The organism is Paenibacillus tritici (assembly GCF_018207515.1).
GTDB classification, from domain to species: domain Bacteria; phylum Bacillota; class Bacilli; order Paenibacillales; family Paenibacillaceae; genus Paenibacillus_AQ; species Paenibacillus_AQ tritici.
This window is the reverse complement of the sequence record NZ_CP073365.1, coordinates 3955229-3975169: the sequence shown is the minus strand read 5'-3', so window position 1 is coordinate 3975169 and position 19941 is coordinate 3955229. Positions and strand designations below refer to the sequence as shown.

Sequence of the window (19941 nt, the reverse complement as noted above, 5' to 3'; positions counted from 1 at the left end):
TTAACAAAAAGCGTTTTCGACGGTCAAAAAAAATAACCACCCTCAGGGATGGTTATTGGTTATGGTCTGTTCACTGACTTTTTTACGCCATTCCAGCGGCGTGGCTCCCACGGCTTTGATGAAAAAGTGATAAAAACGGCTGGAGGAGGTGAATCCGACCTCGTGGGATATGATCTCAACTGCCTTATCGGTCTGCTGCAGAAGCCGCTTCGCTTCGCGCAGGCGAAGATTGATCATATACTGTTTAGGCGAAACGCCCATCAGCTCTGTGAATTTCTTGCGCAGATTGCTTTCGGACAGAAAATACCGTGCAGCCAGCTCACTCACCGTAATCTGGGTATGATAGCCGGCATGAATCTCCTTCAATACCTCCTGGATGGTGAGCTGGTCATCTAAGACATGGGCCATTCGCAGGGTTACCCTGTTCCGCTGGAACAGCAGCAGGATCGTCTCCATGGCTACCCGCATTAAGACATAGGAATCTGCATTATAACTGTCTAATTTCCATTCCTTCTCCAGTTGAAGGAGACTGATCCCCGCCCAGTTCATATCCTCTTCACTGAGATAAGCGCTGCGGATGCGGTCCTGCTCCGGCTCTGCGTTATGAAAGAGATACTGGCAGTATGCCGGCAGCTTGTCATGATAGAAATGTATAGAGATCCCCTGCCAGGGCTCGGTACAGACAAAACCGTGGTGAAGCCGGGACGGTATCAGAATAAGATCCCCTTTGGACACCTTGATATTCTGGTCAAGCGAGCTGTAATACCCTTCACCCTCCAAAATAAGAGTCAGTTCATCGTAATCATGGGAATGCGACATAAAAAGGCCTTCACCCTTCTCCGCCTGGAAGGTATGGGGCATAAAACGCTCCATGCTGATTAGAAAGTTTTTAGTATCATTGTGCATTGTATACTCCCCTTTGTTCAACACATAAGTATATTTTAGCATGAACATAGATTTGTGAGAGGGGGAGTGTTTGTAATACTAATCAGCAGTAATTGCTCTATTGAACAATTAAAAAGACTCTATCTTGACGACAGAGTCTTTCCTTAATAAAGATAGAAATTCATTCTTCTCAGACAAATCAGTGTCCCATGCCGTGGCTATTGGTTGTCACTGTTGTGGTCTGAAGTGTAGTGATTTCCTCGGCGCTTGCGGCAGTCAAGATTGTTAATGAGCTAATCAGCAATACGGTTGTCAATAACAAAAGCTTCTTTTTCATAATTTTCATCATTGAACTCCCCTTCTAAAATATTTCGCATTATTGCATGATACTCTTCAAGTTCCACCAACTCCTATTTCACTCCTTACAGACCATTTTGCAACTTGCGCAGGCTTCAATAAGTTCAATCTCCAGTCTGTTCAACTTCAATCCTTCATCTGGCATTTACTATTTTCTGCAGACTTTCCTTGATTCGATGAGTAGCTTCGTTACCATGATACGTGATCACTTTTTTAATATCTAACTCTAGCAGTTTAGCAATCGACTTCAACGCAGTAGGATGATCCAACGTGTAATAGTCGTCAAAGGACAGGAGCTTACCATTCTTTGAACTTAATGCATCGCCAGCAATTAACGTTTGCGTTGGGATATGATATAGCGACATGTGATCTGGTGTGTGTCCTGGTGTAAAGACGGCTTGAATACCGCCGGCCAGGGGCAGAATGTCTCTATCCTTAAGTGCCGTATGAACGTGCACGGACGGTGCGAAAGATTTACTTCTAATTAGCGGAATGGCTCCCGTTAAATAGGGCACAGCCTTCTCATGTGCGAGCACCGTCAACTCGTTCCCCCTGGCCTGAACTAGCTCCGGCAGACTGCCAATGTGGTCGCTGTCTTGATGCGTAATGATGATATGTGTCAGCTGATCCAGTCCAAAGCCTTCTGTTTCAAGCAACGTACGGATCTGATCCATTTGCCCAGATATGCCAGTATCAACAAGTACAAGATTCCTTTCATCCCACAACAACGTTGGATATACAATAAAAGATCCCATCTGCAGCTTTATCGCTTTAATTCCGGTATCCGGCCGAGACATGGACATTCCTTATCATCCTTTCCTATTTCATTTCATATTACTTAAAGGAAGCCGCAAGTCAACATTTTTTACAGACGGAGAGTACGCTCGTACATGGCTTCAAAAGAAAGACGCCGGGCATCTTCCCCGGCGTCTTCTTCGATGATTAGTTGATTACTGCTGACCTGCCAGCCACTTAGTGGCTTCCTCTTGAGCTTTCTTCAGCGCATCGGCTGAACTCAGCTCACCTAACAGGACACGTTCCACATTCTCAGATAGAATATAGCGCGGCTGACCGGAGCGGTAAGGATAACGTGGTGTCCACAACTGGCCCATTTGCTTCAGAATAATGTCCATCTGTCCAATCTCCTGCACAGAAGACCAGTTCTCTGCCGCCTTAATAACAGGCATACTCTGTGAACGCTGTTCATCCCACATATATTGCTGGAAGAATTCACTTCCGCTGAATTTCAGCCATTCCCAAGCCAGGTCTTTATTGCTGCTGGATGCACCAATGGCAAACGGGCTTCCGGCGAACATACCACCCATTCCTGTTTTCAGATTTTTGAATAACAAGGCAGCTTCGTATCGGTCCTCCAGCCCAAGGTTAGCCAGGTTGTTAATAAACCCGGGGGATTCACGCAGGTTGATCGCAATATTGTTTTTTTCAGTCAGGAAATTTTCGGCACCTTGTCCGGCCATTACACCCTCTGGTGCATACTTTGTCGCTTGCTTCATTAAATCGAGGGACTTCACCATGGTATCGCTATTGAATTCCAGCTTCATATCCTTCCACAGAAATCCTGTGCCCCATTGCCCGCCGAGCGATTCATTGATGTTCATTACCGAATCGGCAGCATCGCTGCCCTTAAAGGTCAGACCATAATTCTGCTCACCTGTTTTGGGATTCTTGCCTGTCATCTTGGAGGCCTTGTCCAGGACTTCCTCAATGGTCGGCGACTCGGACAGATAGTCCACTCCCCAATCGTCAAACAATTGACGGTCGTATACAATTACCCGGGCATCGCCGATAAACGGAAGGCCATAAATCTGCGGCTCCTGATCATCCGGTCCCATTACCTTCCAGCCTTCCACTTGTCCATTCAAGTATTTTCCTAAATCATAGCTGTCCTTATCAATATACGGCTGCAGCGGCTCCAGCAACCCCTGTTCAACAAAAGTGGTAATCCCCGGGACTTGATATACATCAGCTGCTCCAGACTGAAGCATCGTCTGAGTTTTCTCGTTATAGTTATCCCAGCCCATAAGTACAAACTCGACGGATGTATCAGGATACTGCTTCTCGAACTCCTCTTTAAGCATTTTTACACCCTTAGAGGTTTGGCCTGAGATTGGATCGGTCTTGTCCTCCAACGAGAAATCGCCTACGAGCTGCACCTTCAGTGTTCCTGTTGGTCTCTCAGTAGCAGGAACCGCATTGCCTGCGCCTTCTGTTGCAGCCGGTTCAGTGTTTGCCTTCACTGTCTGATTCGAGTTCCCGTTATTCCCGCATGCACTCAAAATCATAGTGGACGCCAGCAGCAGCGTTCCTGTCAACTTCACGATCGATTTATTAGACATTGTTAGCTCCCTTTACTCCGTTATATTTTAATAAGTTGCATTATACTGGACTTTACCTGCTCCGGTGATCACTCTCCCTTCAAGCCGCTGAGGGCAATGCTGCGAATGATGTATTTTTGTAAAAATAGAAAAACCAGTACGATCGGCAGGATACTCATTGCTGCGGTAGCCATCGTAACGCCCACCAGCCTGCTGCCATTTTCGGAAGAAAAGCTGGATAGAAACAATGGTACGGTCTTCATGTCTTGATCGTTGATGACCACAAGCGGCCAAAGGAAGGAATTCCAGCTATCCTGAAAGGCCAAAATGGCCAGTGTCGCTGTAATCGGTCCCGTAAGGGGAGCAAATATCCGTACAAAAATGGTGAATTCATTGGCCCCATCCATCTTTGCGGATTCGCGCAGTCCTTCAGGAAGACGGTCAAAATACTGCTTCACCAGCACAATGCCGAGCGCATTAATAATTGCCGGGAAGATCAGGGGGTATTTCGTATTGATCATTCCAAGATCATTGAACATCGTGAACATTGGAATCAGTCTCGCTTCAAATGGAACCATCATGGTAGCCAGTACTGCGAAATATAAAAGCTTTTTCCCTCTGAATTCCCCTCTGGAAAAGGCGTAACCGGCCAGTAAGGCCGAAGACACGCTGAGAATGACGCTAAACAAAGAAATAATTGCAGAATTGGCATAGGTCTTGAACAGAACCCCATTCTCGAATACCAGCTTATAGTTGAATAGGGAGAACTGCTCTGGAATTAACCGGGGAGGAAACGGGACGGCAATATTGCTGCTTCTTTCCAGGCTGACGCTTAACATCCATAGAAAGGGATACAACATTAACGCGCCCAATCCAAGCAGGAGCAGGAACAGCAGTCCGCTCAACAGTTTGCTTTTTCCTGTTGCACTCAACATCTCAAAGGTTTCCCTCCTAGATTTTCATTTTCGTGACCTTGGTATTGATATAAGTGAACACAAGAATAAAGAAAAACAAAATATAGGATGCCGCAGAGGCCAGGCCGTATTCGTTACCGCCGAACCCCCGCTCGAAGATAAAACCGACTACAGTGTGCAGCGACCGGGCCGGACTACCCTGCAGTCCACCAAGCATATAAGCGTCAGAGAACCGCTGCAGGCCGCCGATCCAGCCAATAATGAACAGGATAGTCAGACTTCCAAGCATATTCGGCAGGGTGATGTACAACCATTGTTTGAATCGCGAAGCCCCGTCTATGGAGGCTGCTTCATAGTAGTCGCTTGATATGGCCTGCAGGTTAGCCAGATTAATGATGATAACAAAGCCTAACCAATGCCAGACCGAAAGAATGATCGCCCCCCACTTGGCAGAGAGAGGCTGTGACAGCCAGACTACTTTCTCGAATCCCAGCAATTGCACCACATAATTGAGCGGCCCATCAGGATGAAGAACGGCCAGAAAAACGGTGGCTGCTGCAACAATAGAAGTGACATTGGGCAGATAAAACAATACTTTAAAGAAGTTGGCGCCACGGCGTAAATTATTGATCAGACAAGCAATGATGAAACCAGCCGGTATGGCAATCAGAAGCTGGAAGACGGTAATGTAAAGGGTGTTATACACGGAATACCAGAAGGTGCCTGACTCCAGTACACTGGTGTAATTCTCAAGTCCAACGTAATGCTGGTCTGCCCCCTTCGTAAAACTAAGCCGCAGTGACTCTGCCAGCGGGTAGATCATAAACACCGCAATGCCTATTAAGGTGGGCAGGAGAAACAGGTACCAGGCCAGTGCAGGCTGCCTCCGGATTCTTTTGTTGCGGTTACGCAAAAGCTTCCGGTCTAAGACTCCCAGTGTTGTAGCTTTTGTCATATGGTCGGACAAGGGTTCTTATCCCTCCCTGCATGAACATACTTTGTGACCTCATAAACAGTAATGGCATCTACTCCCATGTTCACATAGGCATAGAACAATTCCTGATCATAGGGTAAGGTATAAATCCAGACCTGGAGCCCGTGAAGATGCGCCTGCTGCACCAGATGAGGCCGGCAGCCTTCATATTGAAGGTTTAGCCCCCCGAACTTCGATTCAGCTGCCCGACGGCACAGCTCTACCGCTTGCTCCCGATAGGTTGCTTCGTCCAGCTCAGAGAGCTTATCAGGTAAATTCCAGATTACGTGTCCCGGATAACCGGATTCTGCTATCAGCCTTGTAGCTCCGGTGAACCATACCTTACTCCAGGTAGAGGTGGCTGTTACTTCGGCTATGGCGGCTTGCGCCGCCTGTTCTGTTTTAAGATCCAGATTGAAAGCGACAGGAAGCTGGCTGAACCTTGTCAATATCCGGTTCAGTGTCTCCGGCTCCTCGCCAGTCCCCAATAGCTGCTCATAATTCAAGCGGCTGACAGGGGGCTGATCATCATGCAGGAGAACAGCAACATTATCTTTGGTTGCACGCACATCCACTTCTATAATCGGTGCCCCCGCCTTCACTCCGGCTTCACAGGAGGCAAGCGAATTGTAGCTTGTGCTCTCGCAGCCTGTATGGGCAATCAGTTTCGGGTTCTGCACAGCATTCCCTCCCCTTGTATTATTCTTCTATCAAAAGTCCGTTTGAGAAATAAATCGGATTTGTGCAGGCTATTGTTGTCAGAATACCGTCGATGATGCCAAAAAGCCGTACCCGCAGCCACACTAACCCTTCTGTAGGCAGCATAATAGGCAGTCCATTATGTGCAGAGGCTGGTAATCTGGCGAGTTCCCCCTGATTGGAATCTACGATGATCCAGTTCCCCTCCTCTGCTCCCCAAGGACGCTCCGGCTGGGTTGAACGTGTAATCTGTACAGTTAGTCCGGCAATGGCAGAGGTATCAACGATAGCTAAGGGAACTTGATCTCCAAGCCCGTATCGCTCATGTCCAAGAGAGAGGCTGACCTCCAGTAACGGGCCCATGCTCAGACAGAGCTGCCCCTGCTTGATTGCCGCAATAATGTCAGCGATCGATCGTTGCATGGGTCTATCAGGAAGACCAATATACGTATATGCTGCCAGCTTGTCCGCAGGCTCAGATCTGTGCCAATCCCGGCCGGCAGTAGCGGATATCCTGTATCCTTCGTTTAACAAATCGGTCCATTGTTTAAATGCCGGTACATTATGATTTTTCATAGAAGGCATCATCTCATGCCATACCTCGATATAATCAATCTGATTCCAATCACTTACTGTGTAATCCCAGTGGCAGCCTGTACAGATCGGACTGCCTAAGCTGTAAGGATGAGCAATGCCCACAATGCCTCCCTGCTCATGAACACGCGATATGCCCTTATGAATATCATGCAGGCCGAGATCTCTCCATTCACAGTATGGAGCCCCAAGGGTCAGCATATGGCCGTAGAACGTCGTCCATTCCATGCCGGGAATGATCGTGATACCTGTCTGCCTGTTAACGGCTTCGGCATCTGCCAGCCCCGATACAGTGTTATGATCTGTAAGCGCAATACCTGCAAGTCCCAGCTCTGAGGCTGTCCGGCACATCTCCAGCAGAGAATGTGTCCCGTCACTGTGCGGCGTGTGGGTGTGAAGCTCGAATGGAAGCCATTTCATCTGCCGGTCCCCCTCACGGTTAATTCATAGCTGCAATCCGGTGTAATTACACAATGTACGCTGATCGTTACCTTCCATACGCCAGCGGGGACATCTCCGGCGATGAAGCCGGGAGAAGTCTTGCTCCAATCCGGGCAGATGATATGCTTCTGCTCTGGAGCATGCCGGTGTGCAGAACCGCGGAAGCCCGAGGGGCTGTCCAGCGATAAGGTAAGCAGATTCTGCAGAGGATAGTAATTCTCCCACTTCTTCTTATGCAACTCGGCAGAAGCCGGATCAGAGTACCTCTCAATCGCCTCCAATATCAACGGCTTTGATGCTTCCCGATCCAAGAATGGTTTGGGGGCATAACTGAAGTCAATCTCCAAGGAAGACATAGAATGCTCCAAGTGAAACTGGTACACAATATGCGTTTTAGAGCTGCTCGGAATGATTTTCCCCTGAACAGTGATGATATCTTTATGCATGGCCTGTACCTCTTTCCCCTTTAATCACCTATATGGTATCGATACCTGAAATTAATCTTTCACTAGCATAATCACTGCTTGTTAAAAGAAATTCTTATTTTCAGCCTATTTATATTAAAAGTAAGTTGGAGGCTTAATTGAGAATTTACACAAAAAAAACAGGTTCCCTATCCGGGAAGCCTGTTTGTACATTTGTTTCAGATTATATTCTGCGGCAACTGGCCCGCTCCATGATCCGGTGCGGAAGGAATACTTCTTTACAGCCATTTTGACTCCCGTTTTGAATTAAGTTGTGCAGATATTCAAGTGAAGTTCTTCCGAGCTCCTGGACAGGCTGCTGCATTGATGTAAGCATGGGCCTCACGGCTTCGGCGAAAAGACTGTCGTCAAATCCCATGACAGATATATCTTCAGGAATGCGAAGCCCGTAATCAAGTATACAGTTCATCGCACCTACTGCCATATCGTCACTGACAGCAAAAACAACAGTAGGCCGCTCTTGCTGCTCTAACAGTTCCTGCATCATTAATCGTCCGCTCTCCTGCTTATAGTTGCCGAACCTGATAAAATCGGGAATAAGCGGAATAGCGGATTTGCTCATTGCGTCCAAATATCCTTGATACCGGCTGTAGCCAGCCGTTACATCCTCCAGATCTCCGCCCAGGAAGGCAATCCGGCGATGACCTAATCCGATGAGATATTCCGTGGCATCCAGAGCTGCCTGATAGTCATTAATTAGCACAGAGAACCTGCCCTGCAGCGGAGAGCGGACACAAGAAAATAAGATTGGCATAGTAGCGCATTCAATAAAAGACAGAATCCGTTCGTCAACCTTCTGATGCATGATGATGATCCCGTCTACCCTCATCTCCTGCAGGGCGTGCAGATACTTCAATTCCTTATCCAGATTCTCGGCAATATTGCAGACAATCAGATTATAGCCATACTCACTGGCACTTTCCTCAATGATGCTTAATATCGTAGAGCAGAAATAATTTGTGAGATCGGGAACGATGACACCAATGGTATCGGTTTTCTGCTTTTTTAAACTGCGGGCAATCTGGCTTGGGGTGTAGTTCAATTCCTTGATCGCCTGATTCACTTTATCCAGAATCTGCTGGCTAATATATTTCTCGCTATTCAGAACCCGGGACACACTAGTAACAGACACACCGGCCCGTTCAGCTACATCTTTAATTCTTGCGCTCATGCGGTTTCACTCCTTAGCAAGGTCGGTACGGATGATTCATACAACTACCTAGAGATTTCATATCACCCATTATACAGACTGTTGCATGGCGAAGTGTAAGGCCTGTGTTAACGATTGCTTGAAAGATTAAAACTTGATTAGATGATAAATAACGCTTGCCTTAAAGTAAGGATGCACGTAATTAATCAGTTGATAATTATTTGGGCAGTCCCTCAAAAGAATTCCCCCGTGTCAGGCTCTGACTCTGATCGGCCCAGCGGATCTGAAGCGAACGGGAAGTGAATATGTCGGGTCCGTCTGATACTTGAAAATGCAAGTGTGCTTCACTGGAGTTCCCTGAATTACCGAGATGTCCGATGAGATCTCCCTGCTGGACGTTATCCCCTTTTTTGACGGCTACACTGCCTTTTTTGAGATGTGCTGTTATGCTGTGCTCCCCGTTTCCATGATCAATGACCACAACATTTCCTTCCGGTTCTTCGGCGTTCATTACGCCCGGAGTGTTATCCGGTATGTCATTTTTGACTTCAACCACCTTGCCCTCTGCTGCTGCATAGAGCGGTTCGCCAAAAGCATAATAGTCCTCGTTGTCCTTTCCCTCCCCTTGATAGCTGGAATCATCCTGTGTGCGGATAATGTCGAGTGCGTAACGCTGTGTTTCATGAGCATAATGATAGTTGGACAAGACATCGTTTCCGCCCCAGAACACATACCATTCGCCCTTCAACGGAAACTGGAATTCTGTCTTGGTCAATGCCTTGTCCGTTGCTTCATGCGTCTCAAGCGGCTGAATAAGCAGCCCCTCAATCTGGTGATCTTCGGCAAAAGAGGCTTGAATCCCCTTAGTTCCCGTCTGATCCTTCCACGAACGATCAACCAGATGGTTCAGTTTAACTTCCGTAACCTTGTTCCATGAAGTAACGCCTTCCATAAAGCTATCGACAGACGTCTTGAATTCGTCCAGCGATATGATTTCCTGTAGTTCCGGACTCATCTGCTTGTAGATGTCCTCCTTCGATCCCTTCATTAAGGTATCCATGAAATTGTCAGGTGTAATCATTGCGTCCTCCTTGGCTGTCTGTTCTACCGGTAATTGCTCTTGTGGTTCAGATGCTTCCGAAGTGCCGCAGGCAGACAACATCACACACATGCCAAGCACTGCGGTAAGCAGCTTCCAGCCTTCCGAACATTTTCTAGTCATTCCCTGCACTCCTTTGTTAGAACGATATCTTTCCAGTCCAGTGTACGACATCAATCTTATCTGCCGTCTAACCTACTCTTACGTCTATCTTAACTTTGAGGCGAGCTACTTCTCCAAAATTAAGCATCCGTTAAGGTTACCGGTACGCAACACAGCGTTTCAGAATGGTATGATACTTATATAAAAAGCTGGGAGGCTCTAATTCGTCATGGAAGAAGTTTCAATCCTGCTTGTTGATGATGAACAGGCGATTCTGCATATGCTCCGAACGGTATTGCTCAAAGAGCAATTCCTGGATATTGATACGGTCACTACCGGTGAAGAAGCAATTGCTGCATGTAAAAAGAAAACCTATCACTGCATCGTGCTGGACGTGATGCTCCCAGGCCGAAGCGGGCTTGAAATCTGTCCATTTCTGCGTCAAATTACAGATGCCCCTATTCTCTTTCTGACTGCGAAAACAACCGATTATGACAAGCTGACCGGCTTCGCGGTGGGAGGAGACGATTATGTCGTTAAACCCTTTAACCCGCTGGAAGTAGTCGCACGGATCAAATCCCTGCTGAGACGATATTTGCCCAGACAGACGGAAGCAGAAAAACTGCCGCAGGAAGGTATCTATGATTATGGACGCTTTCAGGTCATGGAGCCAGCCGGTGAACTCAGAGTAGAAGGTCAACTCGTGAACTGCCCTGCGCTGGTATACCAGTTGCTGCTATTCTTTTGCAAACATCCCAATCGTATCTTCACCAAGTCAGAATTGTATGAACGGGTCTGGGGATCGGAGGCCCTTCGGGATGACAACACTGTCATGGTTCATATTCACCGGATTCGTGAGCGTATTGAGGCTGATCCCTCCAACCCTGAACTATTGGTGAACGTTCGTGGATTGGGCTATAAGCTCATTCAGTCCGACCTGGGGCATGCACGATGAGTGTACGACGGAGATTGATGACGCGGTTCATTGGCCTGCTTGCGGGTACGGTGATTCTGATCCTGGTCATCGGCGGAAGTATAGCTTACTGGGTCATTCAGCAGCTGAATGAGGCCAGCCTGGTTGAAGATTTTGCCACTGTGGGGCTCGATCAGCTAATCAGTACAGCAGAGATACTGCCGGACGGTAGTGTTAAGTATGATCCCGGGCTGCTGAAGCGAATCGAGGAGAACAAAGGCTGGCTTCAGATTCTCGATGAGCAAGGCCGTGTGCTGGATGCTTTTCATACCCCTCCCGATGTGCCGAATCACTATAAACCTGGAGAGCTCATATCCTATTGGCAAGGACAAAAGCCCTTTCCCTACCAGCTATATCTGCTTATCCGGGAACGTAAAGGGATTAATTTCACCCTGCTGTATGGGGAGAGCAACCAGGCTGTAAGCATGCTGGAGCAAACCTATAACGGGGGGCGTTATGCCAATAACAAGCTTGAACTGGCACCCATGCAGCAGGACATTATTCGCACGGCGGATGCCTATCTTCAAATTTTGGATGAACAGGGACGGGTGATTACTTCTTTCAATAAGCCCGCAACAGGTATCCCGGACAGCTACAGCATCCAGGATCTCATTCTACGTACACGTTATCCTGCCAGGTATGGAGTGACTACAGTGACCAGCTATGATGAGCAGAATCATTCTACCTGGATGCTGAGTGTTCCTCTTGGAAGTAATCCGGCGGGTAGCAATGAGAATCCCTTCGGGTTTATTTTGGGTCCTGCCCTGATTGCACTTCTGGTATCTATTATCAGCTTGCTTATCCTGCTTGCGGTTTGGTATGCCAACCTGTTCGGTTATCCCATGCTTCATATGCTCCAATGGCTGCAGCGGCTTGAACGCGGACAATATGAGGAGCCAGCAGGCCCCCGCGGCAGGCCGCTTAGCCAGAAGAAGAACGGGAAATGGCGGCGGAACTATCGGGTATATACGGAAGTGTTACATTCCATCCAGACGTTATCCAATACCCTGAGACAGGATAAAGAACTCCGCAGACAGACCGACTCTTTGCGTGAGGAATGGATTGCTGGAATCACCCATGATCTAAAGACACCTCTATCCTCCATCCAGGGCTATGCACATATGCTTGAAGCAGAGAAATACCAGTGGACTTCAGAAGAAGTCCGCGAATTCGCAGGCATTATGCTGGACAAGTCCATGTACATGGACAGGCTGGTGAACGACCTGGCCATGACATACCGTCTGCGCAGTGGCGGATACCAGCCCCCTATTGAGCTAACGGATATCAATACTCTGCTTCAGGATTTGGTACATCGTGCTGAACGTAATCCGGCTTATGGCGAGGGCCGCATTACTTTCCAGCCTGCCCAGATTGAGGTACAAGGGCATGTACACATTCCATCCTTTGAACGGATCGTTGATAATCTGACAGCTAACGCCCTGCTGCATAATCCGCCGGACACGAAGCTGATTGTCAGTGTGCAGTCAGGTGAAGAGGCAGGCGATTTCATCGTTCAATTTACCGATAATGGACGCGGAATGGATCAGGAGACCGTGTGGAAGCTGTTCGAACGATACTATCGCGGCACAGATACAGGGGCGCCAGATGTCGGCTCAGGCCTGGGCATGGCGGTAACCAAAGGGCTGATCGAAGCCATGCAAGGGCGAATAGAGGTCTGTTCTAATCCCAAAGAGGGAACACAAATACGTTTGATATGGGATGTTCATTCGAGGACTGGAACAAAATAATCCAGAGTGCATGTACACATTAGGGCTTCAAAAGAAAGACGCCGGGCATCTTCCCCGGCGTCTTCTTCGATAGTCAGTTGTGTTCGGTATTCTCTCCTAACTGCTTGTGCAGTATCCCCTGGAGTATCACTTCAATGGCCCAGAAGAACCTCTCCTTGGAGGCGGTATCCCCCGAGAATAAATCCGTCTTCAGACTGTTCATCAACGGAAACCGTAACGGATCTGCTTCGTTATAGTAACTTTGGGCAGTTTCCATCAGTTCGCTTGCTCTCTTTGCCTTCTCCAAGGCAATGGAAGACACGTACAGGAGCAACAGGTCCGTTCCCCAGGCAGCGGCTGTAGAGGTGATTCCGCCCTTCTGCAGAACGGTAAGTAAATACTCATTCAGACGAAAGGCATGATTTCCAATAGGAATCGTCTGCAGGGACAGCTCCGCTAATCCGGGCTGCTCGATAAGCAGCTCCGCATAAGCATGCAGTGCTTGGAATAACTGGTCCTTCCAGTCATTGTCTGTCAGATCCGGCAGGTTCAACTCACCAAGACCAAGGTCAAGCACATAAGAACTCAATTCCTGCAGATTTTTGACGTAAACATACAGGGAGGAAGGTCCAGTGTCCAGTTGCTTGGCTACCTTCCTCATGCTCATGCCGGAGGTTCCTTCCTGCTTCAGCAGCTCATACGCGGTCTTCACAATTAATTCATGACTTAGGGGTTCTTTGGCTGGCCGATTACGGCGGCTCACAATTTCACGTTTAGGTTTCATCATACTTTCCTTATAACATGCCGGAAGCCAATAGTAAATACACCCGCGGAAGATAACATCAGCCTTGCTGCTCATACAGGTCTTGATAAGATTGCATGAGTGCTGCAAACTTTGGAGCGGCGTTCTCTGAGAAGCTGAGGATGAGATTCTCGTTAGATACATCTGCTTTCTCTGAAGCATACTGGAACATTTTCTCCTCATATTCTTCAATGGCCACAGGTGTCTTCTTGTTCCTTACTATGGCAAGAGCCAGCTCCAGCGCATCCAGCATCGCGAGATTCACCCCTTCTCCGGCAAAAGGAGACATGACATGAGCGGCATCTCCGATCAACGTGACACCTGAGTTCCGTTCCCAGCGAAAGCCGACAGGCAGCATGTAAATCCGTCTGGGTACAACAGCATCTTCCGCATACCGGATATAGTTCTTCAGCGGTTCACTCCAATCGTGAAATAGCTCAAGCAGCGTTGCTTTCATCTCTTGCAGGTTATCGTTGCGGATCTCGTCTAACCAGTCCCGGCTGGCATTGAAACTCGCATATACTTTGATCCGTCCGTTGCCGTTCAGCTGGCCCAGAATCCCTTTGTGATCATCCAGTGCAAACATCTTGCCGCGTGCATTGAATGCTGCTAGATCCGGGTGTTTGTCTGCAATAACGTTAAGCTCCAGCATAGTCAGACCTGAATATTCCACATCTGTATCCGTAAGCAGAGGGCGAACGCGGGAAAAGGCGCCATCCGCCCCAATTACAAGATCGGCCACAGCGATATGTCCATTCTCAAAATGAAGCTCCGTCGTCCCCTCGCCCAGAGGCACAACCTTCTCCAGTTTATAGCCATACTGTATAGTAGACGGATCTAGTCTTTTTAAAAGCATGTCACAAAGCACACCGCGGTCAATCTCCGGGCGTCTCTGCCCTTCCGAGATCTCTTCATCAGCCACTTCATCCAGGTATAGGGTTCCCGTCTTATCCATGAGCCTGAAGTCTTCACCCTCAAACCGTGCTGCCTGCAGAAAAGCTTCATATAATCCGGCTTCCTTCAAAGCGAGCTGCCCGGACTCTTCATGGATATCTAAGGAGCCTCCACGTTCATGGCTAAGGTCCTCATGTTCACGTTCGTAAATCGTCGAGGAAATACCATGCTGTTGCAGAATCAGTGCCAGCGTTAACCCCCCGGGTCCACCTCCAATAATGGCGATCCGGCGTTGTTCTGTAGAATTATTTGTTGTCATGTATAGACATCTCCTTCGTTTGAAAGTTAAAAAACAAAGATAAAACCAATGCACCTATTGCAAAGCTCAAAGTAATCCAGAATGTTGAGCCGAAGGCATGACCTAATTGATCGGGTGAATGCTGTGCTGGAAGTCCCCTCATTTGTTTGGCCAGAAAAGCCATCGTGATGGTAACACCGAAGGAGGACATGATTTGCTGTGCTGAAGTGGTTATGGGGGTAACACGGCTTATTAATTCCTTCGGAGCTGATCTGAGGACATGTGTATTAATCTGCATCATCGTTAATCCTTGACCAAGCCCTGCAAAAGCGAAGCTGCAAATGATATATAGAGAACTCGTCTGGGCATCAATCTGCGTCAGTGCAAGTAAGGACCCGCAGAGCGACAGAATGCCCATGATGGCGACCGGGCGAACACCGAAACGGTCAAATAACCGGCCCCCTACGTTAATCCCGACAGTAGATAACAAGGCTTGCGGGATCACATATAATCCAGCCTCAAGAGGAGTTAGCCCCCTCACTTGCTGTAAATACAGCGGGAATAACAGAATACTCCCGAATAAAGCAATTTGATTCAGCCAGGCGACAGAAATGCCATGTACAAAGGTAGGCGAACGGAATACTCTTAGCTCCAGCAGCGGGTGCTTTTGCCTGAGCTCATTCCAGATAAAGACGGCCAGTATAACCAGGCCCCCTGCCAGTGGAGCTAACGTCCATAGATTGGACCACCCTTTCTCACCTGCTTGATGGACGGCAAACACAATTGAGGTAAAGGCAACCGGGGCCAAAAGTGCGCCGGTCACATCCAGCTTGTTACTCAATTTTGCACCCGATGCAGGTAAGTACCTCCAGGCCATCAGTAAAGCTAAAACGCCAACCGGTACGTTGATGAAAAAGATCCAGTGCCAGTTGATGTATTCGATTAGCCAGCCCGACAATAACGGGCCTAGAATGGGAGCAAGCAGCATCGGGATCCCGAGGATGCCCATGACAGATCCTCTTTTGTCCGGAGGAGCGACCATGAATACAGTAGCAATTCCGATGGGAGCAACCATGCCTCCGCCCAAACCTTGAACAATACGGAAAAAGATAAGCTGCTCCGGAGTGGTTGCCATTGCACACAGCACAGAAGCGAGAACAAATAATACAATGCTGGTCATAAACATCCGTTTGGGCGAGAAACGGTCAGAGAACCAGCCCGCGAGCGGAATGACTGCCGATAAAGACAAGGTGTACGCCGTAATGACCCACTGAATCGTACTAAGATTGGTATCGAAGGCACTTACTAATTTCGGAACAGCTACATTCATGATGGTGCTGTCTAATATCACCAGGAACATCCCTGAAGCAACAGCGAGAAGTGTGGGCAAAATCTGTTTTAAGGAAAAGTCTGCTTGCATACTGCGGCTATTATTTGTCTCTGACATAAACGCTCTCCTCCTTTCCTTAAATAAGCGTATGAAATAGTTAAGTTGATACATTTATAACATAACGAACACCGTTCGTCAAGAATGATGTTCGTTATTGAATTACAAAAAACCCTCAGGAACGCATAAAGGCTTCCTGAGGGTTCATCCATTGTAATATTCCTTCGTGGACCTGGTCAGTTACGTCGGTTCTCCACCGATTTCATACGGTTCTGATCGTCAGGCAGCCGGTCATTACTGAATTCCTGACCTGCTTCTACTTCCCCATCGGCGGATACCGCCCGGGCGAAGTTGGTGAACTGTCTCTTCTCCTCATCCTGCTGGTGTTTAAGCTTTAAAAGCTCCTGCGGATCTTGGGTTGTCATGCGGTTAACCTCCTAAGGGATCAAATCATGCTGTTTGTTTGTACTACAGAAGTTTCTCCATTAAAGCGCAGTACTTATGCAAAAAATTCTCCGCTACCACAATGATCAAGCACATTTTACCTCTTTTGGGAATAGGCTAACGCATACCGTTTAGGAGGGATTGTCATTGTATACTTATGAATCACGACAGCAGTACCCGCATCTGGCCTGGCACGAAACACTTGAACTGCATGAATTGACGGCTTACCAGAGCAATCAGCTCACGTTGTTTAAAATGGTGCTGGAGGATGTGAAAGATCCGCAGCTATATGCGCTGTATTTAGAGACCATTAGTGCTGTGGAGATGAACCTGCAAGAGCTGCTGCAATATTTCCCGCTTGCTCCCGAAGGAACGCGGAATAGTTCTAAAACTTCCGATATGACAGGCTTCTATGCCGGACTGCTCTTAGGCTTCGCCAAGACTGCGGTGCGTAGTTATGCTATCGGCATTACGGAAACAGCCACACAGAAACTTCGGGAAACACTGCAAAAGCAATTAAACGGTGCAATCCTCCTGCACGGTAAAATCTTCTACTTTATGCTGGAACGCGGACTCTATCCCGCTTATGATCTCCCCAAGCTGCTCTCCAACGACGTTGCTAATGCGAACAAGGCATTATCCCTGTAACTGACAGCCTATAAAAAGGGGTTTCCCGTAAGCTTAATTATGGCTTATCGGGAAGCCCCTGTTTTACATATTCCGCTAATTAAAAGTTCTCACATCGCCAGCGGCCTTTCTTATGCAAGTTTATTTTGATCGTATAATCAGGCATTTTGCAGAAGACACTACTTAGGAAAAGCAAACCAGACTTTTAAGGAGGACGTTCGCTTGTATTTCTACAAAGAAGGCTTGATCAATAATATTGTGGTGGACAAACCCGATCCGGCTGCTGCCAAAGTGCTTCAGGAAATCTTAGGCGGTCATTACGGTGAGATGCGCACCATGATGCAGTATTTTTTCCAAAGCAGTAACTTTCGCGGCAAAGAAACCCAGTTCCGTGATTTAATGCGGGGGGTATTCCTGGAAGAGATCGCCCACGTTGATCTGGTACAGCATACCATTAACCAGCTGTTGAACGGTTCCGGTGAAGATCAGGTCGGAAATGGAGGCGGGGATGGCGCCCCTCTCGAAGTAGCTGCGAAACATGCGAATCCCCATCATTATATTATGGGAGCACAAGCCTCATTGCCTGTGGATGCGATGGGGAATCCGTGGCTCGGAAATTATGTCTATAGCCATGGGAATCTGATCAGTGACCTCTTGGATAATGTTGTACTTGAATCGACAGGTGTGCTGCAGAAGACCCGGATTTACGAGATGAGCTCCAATCAAACCTTCCGCGAGACACTCGCCTTCCTGATTGTTCGCGATAATGCCCACCAAAATGCTTTTGCCAAGGCTCTGGAGACTCTGGGCGTGAATTGGGGAAATGTCTTCCCTGTTCCGAACTATGACATTAACAAGTATCCCGAGTGCCGCAAATTTGTAGATATGGGCTACCATAATGCCCAATTCAATTTCAGCCTGGACCCGACAAGGATGGCAGAAATATTCCAAGGCACTTCTCCAAGCCGTAATAAAGGCAATCTGGAGGTAGTTCCGCCTCCACCAGGCTTCCCTGTACCTGTTATGCCGGAGATGCCGAATGAACATAGTCCTGGTCTGCACGACATGAATGCCTGAGCTGGATACTGGAGAAAATGAGCAAACGCTCTGTCCTTTATTCCTGCGTAAAAGGCCCGCGAAAGATCGCGGGCCTTTTACTTCATCCTTTTACCGGTGAGCTGCTGTTCGGATTACGCTCCGGTACGTTTAGACCGGGCCGCTGAACGGCTCTTGGAGGATTTGCTGCTCCCCTTGTCCGGTTCTTCAAGAGGCCTTAGCTGCTTCAGGCTGGCCTGAAGGGCATCCACCAGATCTAGTACATTGGTTGCCTTATCTTCAGGAGCGGCTTGCACTTCCTTGCCGTCCATCTTATCCTTAATCGCTGTACGCAAACGTTCTTTATATTCATTCCTGTATTTCTCGGGTTCAAAATACCCCGTTAGCCCTTCAATAAGCATTTTGGCCATGTCCAGTTCTCTGCGGTCTACCTTCTCCTTATCCGGCAAGTCCGGAATTTGGCCAGGTTCGCGCAGTTCTTCCTTATAGAACATCGTAGCCAGACAGAGTACCCCGTCGATCACCCGTACTGCGGCCAAGCTGCTTTTCTGCCGGATCGTTACATGGGCTACGCCAATTTTATGTGTGGACTCAAGTGCACTTACAAGCAGCTTATACACATGCTGACCCGTCTCCTCCGGAGACAGGTAATAGGTTTTTTGATAGTAGACGGGATCAATTTCAGTCAGATCTACAAAATCCACAATACGAATCTCACGCGAGGTTTCCGAAGCCAAGTCCTCTAATTCCTGATGCTCAAACGTAACATAATGCCCTTCCTTATATTCATAGCCCTTCACAATGTCGTTCCAGGGAACCTCTTGCTCACATTTGGCACAGGTACGTTTATAGTGGATGGGTTCCTTATGCTCCCGGTGGAGCATCCGCAGTGGAATATCCTTGTCCTCAGTAGACGAATACATCTTGACAGGAACATGTACCAGACCGAAGCTGACTGCCCCTTTCCAGATGGCCTGCATAAATAGCAACCTCCTTCATGTGATCATTGTTGCCATTCATTAACCTTATAGGACAATCCGCAATCAAGAGAATAATTTGTTTTTTATGTTTATTTTCTACCAGACAAGTGTACTAATGTATTGACAAAAATTATTAAACCAACATGGAGGAGAAGTTATTATGGCTAAAGAATTGGCATTGCATGAGCAACTCGAAGTACATGAGCTTCTGACCCTGAAAACCTCTTGTGCCACCAAAGCTGTTACGATGCTGGAGCTCGTCAAAGACGATAAGCTCAAAGCACTAATTGAAGATGATCTTAAAAACTCGTCAAAAGCAATTGAAGAATTGACATCACTACTAAAATAGGAGGTTCAACTTATGCCAACAACAACCAAAACAAAAGAAATGCTGGTCAAAGCCATTGCCCCTATGGATGATCTTGCGATCGCTACCGACATGCTGCTGTCTGCCAAAGCCGCTGTCCGCAGCTACGCTATTGCACTTACCGAAACCGCAACGCCCAAAGTGCACAAAGTCCTCAAGGCCCAGTTGGATACCGCGATTAAGACGCATCAGAGCATTGCCGCCTATATGATTGAGAATGAAATGTACCACCCTTACGATTTCACGGGACAAGTGGAGCATGATGTGAAGAAAGCAGAAACTGCGCTTGAGCTGTTAAAATAATAGACTAAGACACATCAGAACACACCGCCAATCTCCTTAGCGGTGTGT

The 19941-nt window shown here is 47.8% G+C and carries 21 protein-coding genes; 6 read left to right on the top strand and 15 right to left on the bottom strand.

What is annotated here, in order from left to right; all coding sequences use genetic code 11:
• Positions 1–42: 42 nt before the first annotated feature.
• The 10 genes from KDC22_RS17010 to KDC22_RS16965 all read right to left on the bottom strand — a co-directional run bounded on the left by KDC22_RS17010 (position 43) and on the right by KDC22_RS16965 (position 10056).
• Complete coding sequence (locus KDC22_RS17010) at positions 43–906, bottom strand: helix-turn-helix transcriptional regulator (RefSeq protein ID WP_211719754.1); 864 nt, start codon at positions 904–906, stop codon at positions 43–45.
• Between the two features lie 470 nt (positions 907–1376).
• Positions 1377–1997: an MBL fold metallo-hydrolase gene (locus KDC22_RS17005; protein WP_246553735.1), complete on the bottom strand. Its 621-nt coding sequence runs from the start codon at positions 1995–1997 to the stop codon at positions 1377–1379.
• Positions 1998–2192: 195 nt separating this feature from the next.
• Positions 2193–3599 carry an extracellular solute-binding protein gene (locus tag KDC22_RS17000; RefSeq protein ID WP_211719753.1) on the bottom strand — a complete coding sequence of 469 codons (1407 nt, stop codon included), beginning with the start codon at positions 3597–3599 and terminating at the stop codon, positions 2193–2195.
• A 68-nt stretch (positions 3600–3667) separates the two neighbouring features.
• Positions 3668–4513 (bottom strand): carbohydrate ABC transporter permease, encoded by an 846-nt coding sequence (locus KDC22_RS16995; RefSeq protein WP_211719752.1) that lies wholly within the window; start codon positions 4511–4513, stop codon positions 3668–3670.
• Positions 4514–4529: 16 nt separating this feature from the next.
• Positions 4530–5447: a carbohydrate ABC transporter permease gene (locus tag KDC22_RS16990; RefSeq protein ID WP_211719751.1), complete on the bottom strand. Its 918-nt coding sequence runs from the start codon at positions 5445–5447 to the stop codon at positions 4530–4532.
• Positions 5444–6145: a glycerophosphodiester phosphodiesterase gene (locus KDC22_RS16985; protein ID WP_211719750.1), complete on the bottom strand. Its 702-nt coding sequence runs from the start codon at positions 6143–6145 to the stop codon at positions 5444–5446. The genes KDC22_RS16990 and KDC22_RS16985 overlap by 4 nt, the downstream gene beginning before the upstream one ends.
• Before the next feature lie 19 nt (positions 6146–6164).
• A complete protein-coding gene (locus KDC22_RS16980) occupies positions 6165–7178 on the bottom strand; it encodes a CehA/McbA family metallohydrolase (RefSeq protein WP_211719749.1) in 1014 nt (337 codons plus the stop codon).
• Positions 7175–7438 carry a hypothetical protein gene (locus tag KDC22_RS33455; protein ID WP_246552692.1) on the bottom strand — a complete coding sequence of 88 codons (264 nt, stop codon included), beginning with the start codon at positions 7436–7438 and terminating at the stop codon, positions 7175–7177. The genes KDC22_RS16980 and KDC22_RS33455 overlap by 4 nt, the downstream gene beginning before the upstream one ends.
• 409 nt (positions 7439–7847) lie before the next feature.
• Positions 7848–8855 (bottom strand): LacI family DNA-binding transcriptional regulator, encoded by a 1008-nt coding sequence (locus KDC22_RS16970; protein ID WP_211719747.1) that lies wholly within the window; start codon positions 8853–8855, stop codon positions 7848–7850.
• A 196-nt stretch (positions 8856–9051) separates the two neighbouring features.
• The gene (locus tag KDC22_RS16965; RefSeq protein WP_211719746.1) at positions 9052–10056 is read right to left on the bottom strand and encodes a M23 family metallopeptidase; all 1005 of its coding nucleotides are present in this window, start codon (positions 10054–10056) and stop codon (positions 9052–9054) included.
• A gap of 208 nt (positions 10057–10264) precedes the next feature.
• Between KDC22_RS16965 and KDC22_RS16960 the strand changes: the two genes are divergently transcribed.
• Complete coding sequence (locus KDC22_RS16960; RefSeq protein WP_211719745.1) at positions 10265–10990, top strand: response regulator transcription factor; 726 nt, start codon at positions 10265–10267, stop codon at positions 10988–10990.
• On the top strand, positions 10987–12756 hold the full coding sequence (locus KDC22_RS16955) for a sensor histidine kinase (RefSeq protein ID WP_211719744.1): 1770 nt from the start codon (positions 10987–10989) through the stop codon (positions 12754–12756). Before KDC22_RS16960 ends, KDC22_RS16955 begins: the two co-directional genes overlap by 4 nt.
• A 73-nt stretch (positions 12757–12829) precedes the next feature.
• On the opposite strand, the gene KDC22_RS16950 is transcribed toward KDC22_RS16955, so the two are convergent.
• The 4 genes from KDC22_RS16950 to KDC22_RS16935 all read right to left on the bottom strand — a co-directional run bounded on the left by KDC22_RS16950 (position 12830) and on the right by KDC22_RS16935 (position 16541).
• Positions 12830–13522 carry a TetR/AcrR family transcriptional regulator gene (locus tag KDC22_RS16950; RefSeq protein WP_211719743.1) on the bottom strand — a complete coding sequence of 231 codons (693 nt, stop codon included), beginning with the start codon at positions 13520–13522 and terminating at the stop codon, positions 12830–12832.
• A 55-nt stretch (positions 13523–13577) separates the two neighbouring features.
• The gene (locus tag KDC22_RS16945; RefSeq protein WP_211719742.1) at positions 13578–14750 is read right to left on the bottom strand and encodes an FAD-dependent oxidoreductase; all 1173 of its coding nucleotides are present in this window, start codon (positions 14748–14750) and stop codon (positions 13578–13580) included.
• A complete protein-coding gene (locus tag KDC22_RS16940; RefSeq protein ID WP_211719741.1) occupies positions 14737–16176 on the bottom strand; it encodes an MDR family MFS transporter in 1440 nt (479 codons plus the stop codon). The genes KDC22_RS16945 and KDC22_RS16940 overlap by 14 nt, the downstream gene beginning before the upstream one ends.
• A gap of 176 nt (positions 16177–16352) precedes the next feature.
• Positions 16353–16541 (bottom strand): hypothetical protein, encoded by a 189-nt coding sequence (locus KDC22_RS16935; protein ID WP_211719740.1) that lies wholly within the window; start codon positions 16539–16541, stop codon positions 16353–16355.
• Between the two features lie 166 nt (positions 16542–16707).
• On the opposite strand from KDC22_RS16935, the gene KDC22_RS16930 reads away from it, so the two are divergent.
• Positions 16708–17208 (top strand): spore coat protein, encoded by a 501-nt coding sequence (locus tag KDC22_RS16930; protein ID WP_246552690.1) that lies wholly within the window; start codon positions 16708–16710, stop codon positions 17206–17208.
• A gap of 201 nt (positions 17209–17409) precedes the next feature.
• On the top strand, positions 17410–18264 hold the full coding sequence (locus tag KDC22_RS16925; RefSeq protein ID WP_211719739.1) for a manganese catalase family protein: 855 nt from the start codon (positions 17410–17412) through the stop codon (positions 18262–18264).
• 113 nt (positions 18265–18377) lie between these two features.
• Here the strand turns inward: KDC22_RS16925 and ku are convergent, their stop codons facing one another.
• Positions 18378–19223 (bottom strand): non-homologous end joining protein Ku, encoded by an 846-nt coding sequence (ku, locus tag KDC22_RS16920; RefSeq protein ID WP_211719738.1) that lies wholly within the window; start codon positions 19221–19223, stop codon positions 18378–18380.
• Between the two features lie 160 nt (positions 19224–19383).
• Here ku and KDC22_RS16915 point away from each other — a divergent pair, with 160 nt between their 5' ends.
• Both KDC22_RS16915 and KDC22_RS16910 read left to right on the top strand, forming a co-directional pair.
• Positions 19384–19572 (top strand): spore coat protein, encoded by a 189-nt coding sequence (locus KDC22_RS16915; protein ID WP_211719737.1) that lies wholly within the window; start codon positions 19384–19386, stop codon positions 19570–19572.
• 12 nt (positions 19573–19584) lie between these two features.
• Positions 19585–19893 carry a spore coat protein gene (locus tag KDC22_RS16910; protein WP_211719736.1) on the top strand — a complete coding sequence of 103 codons (309 nt, stop codon included), beginning with the start codon at positions 19585–19587 and terminating at the stop codon, positions 19891–19893.
• Positions 19894–19941 lie beyond the last annotated feature (48 nt).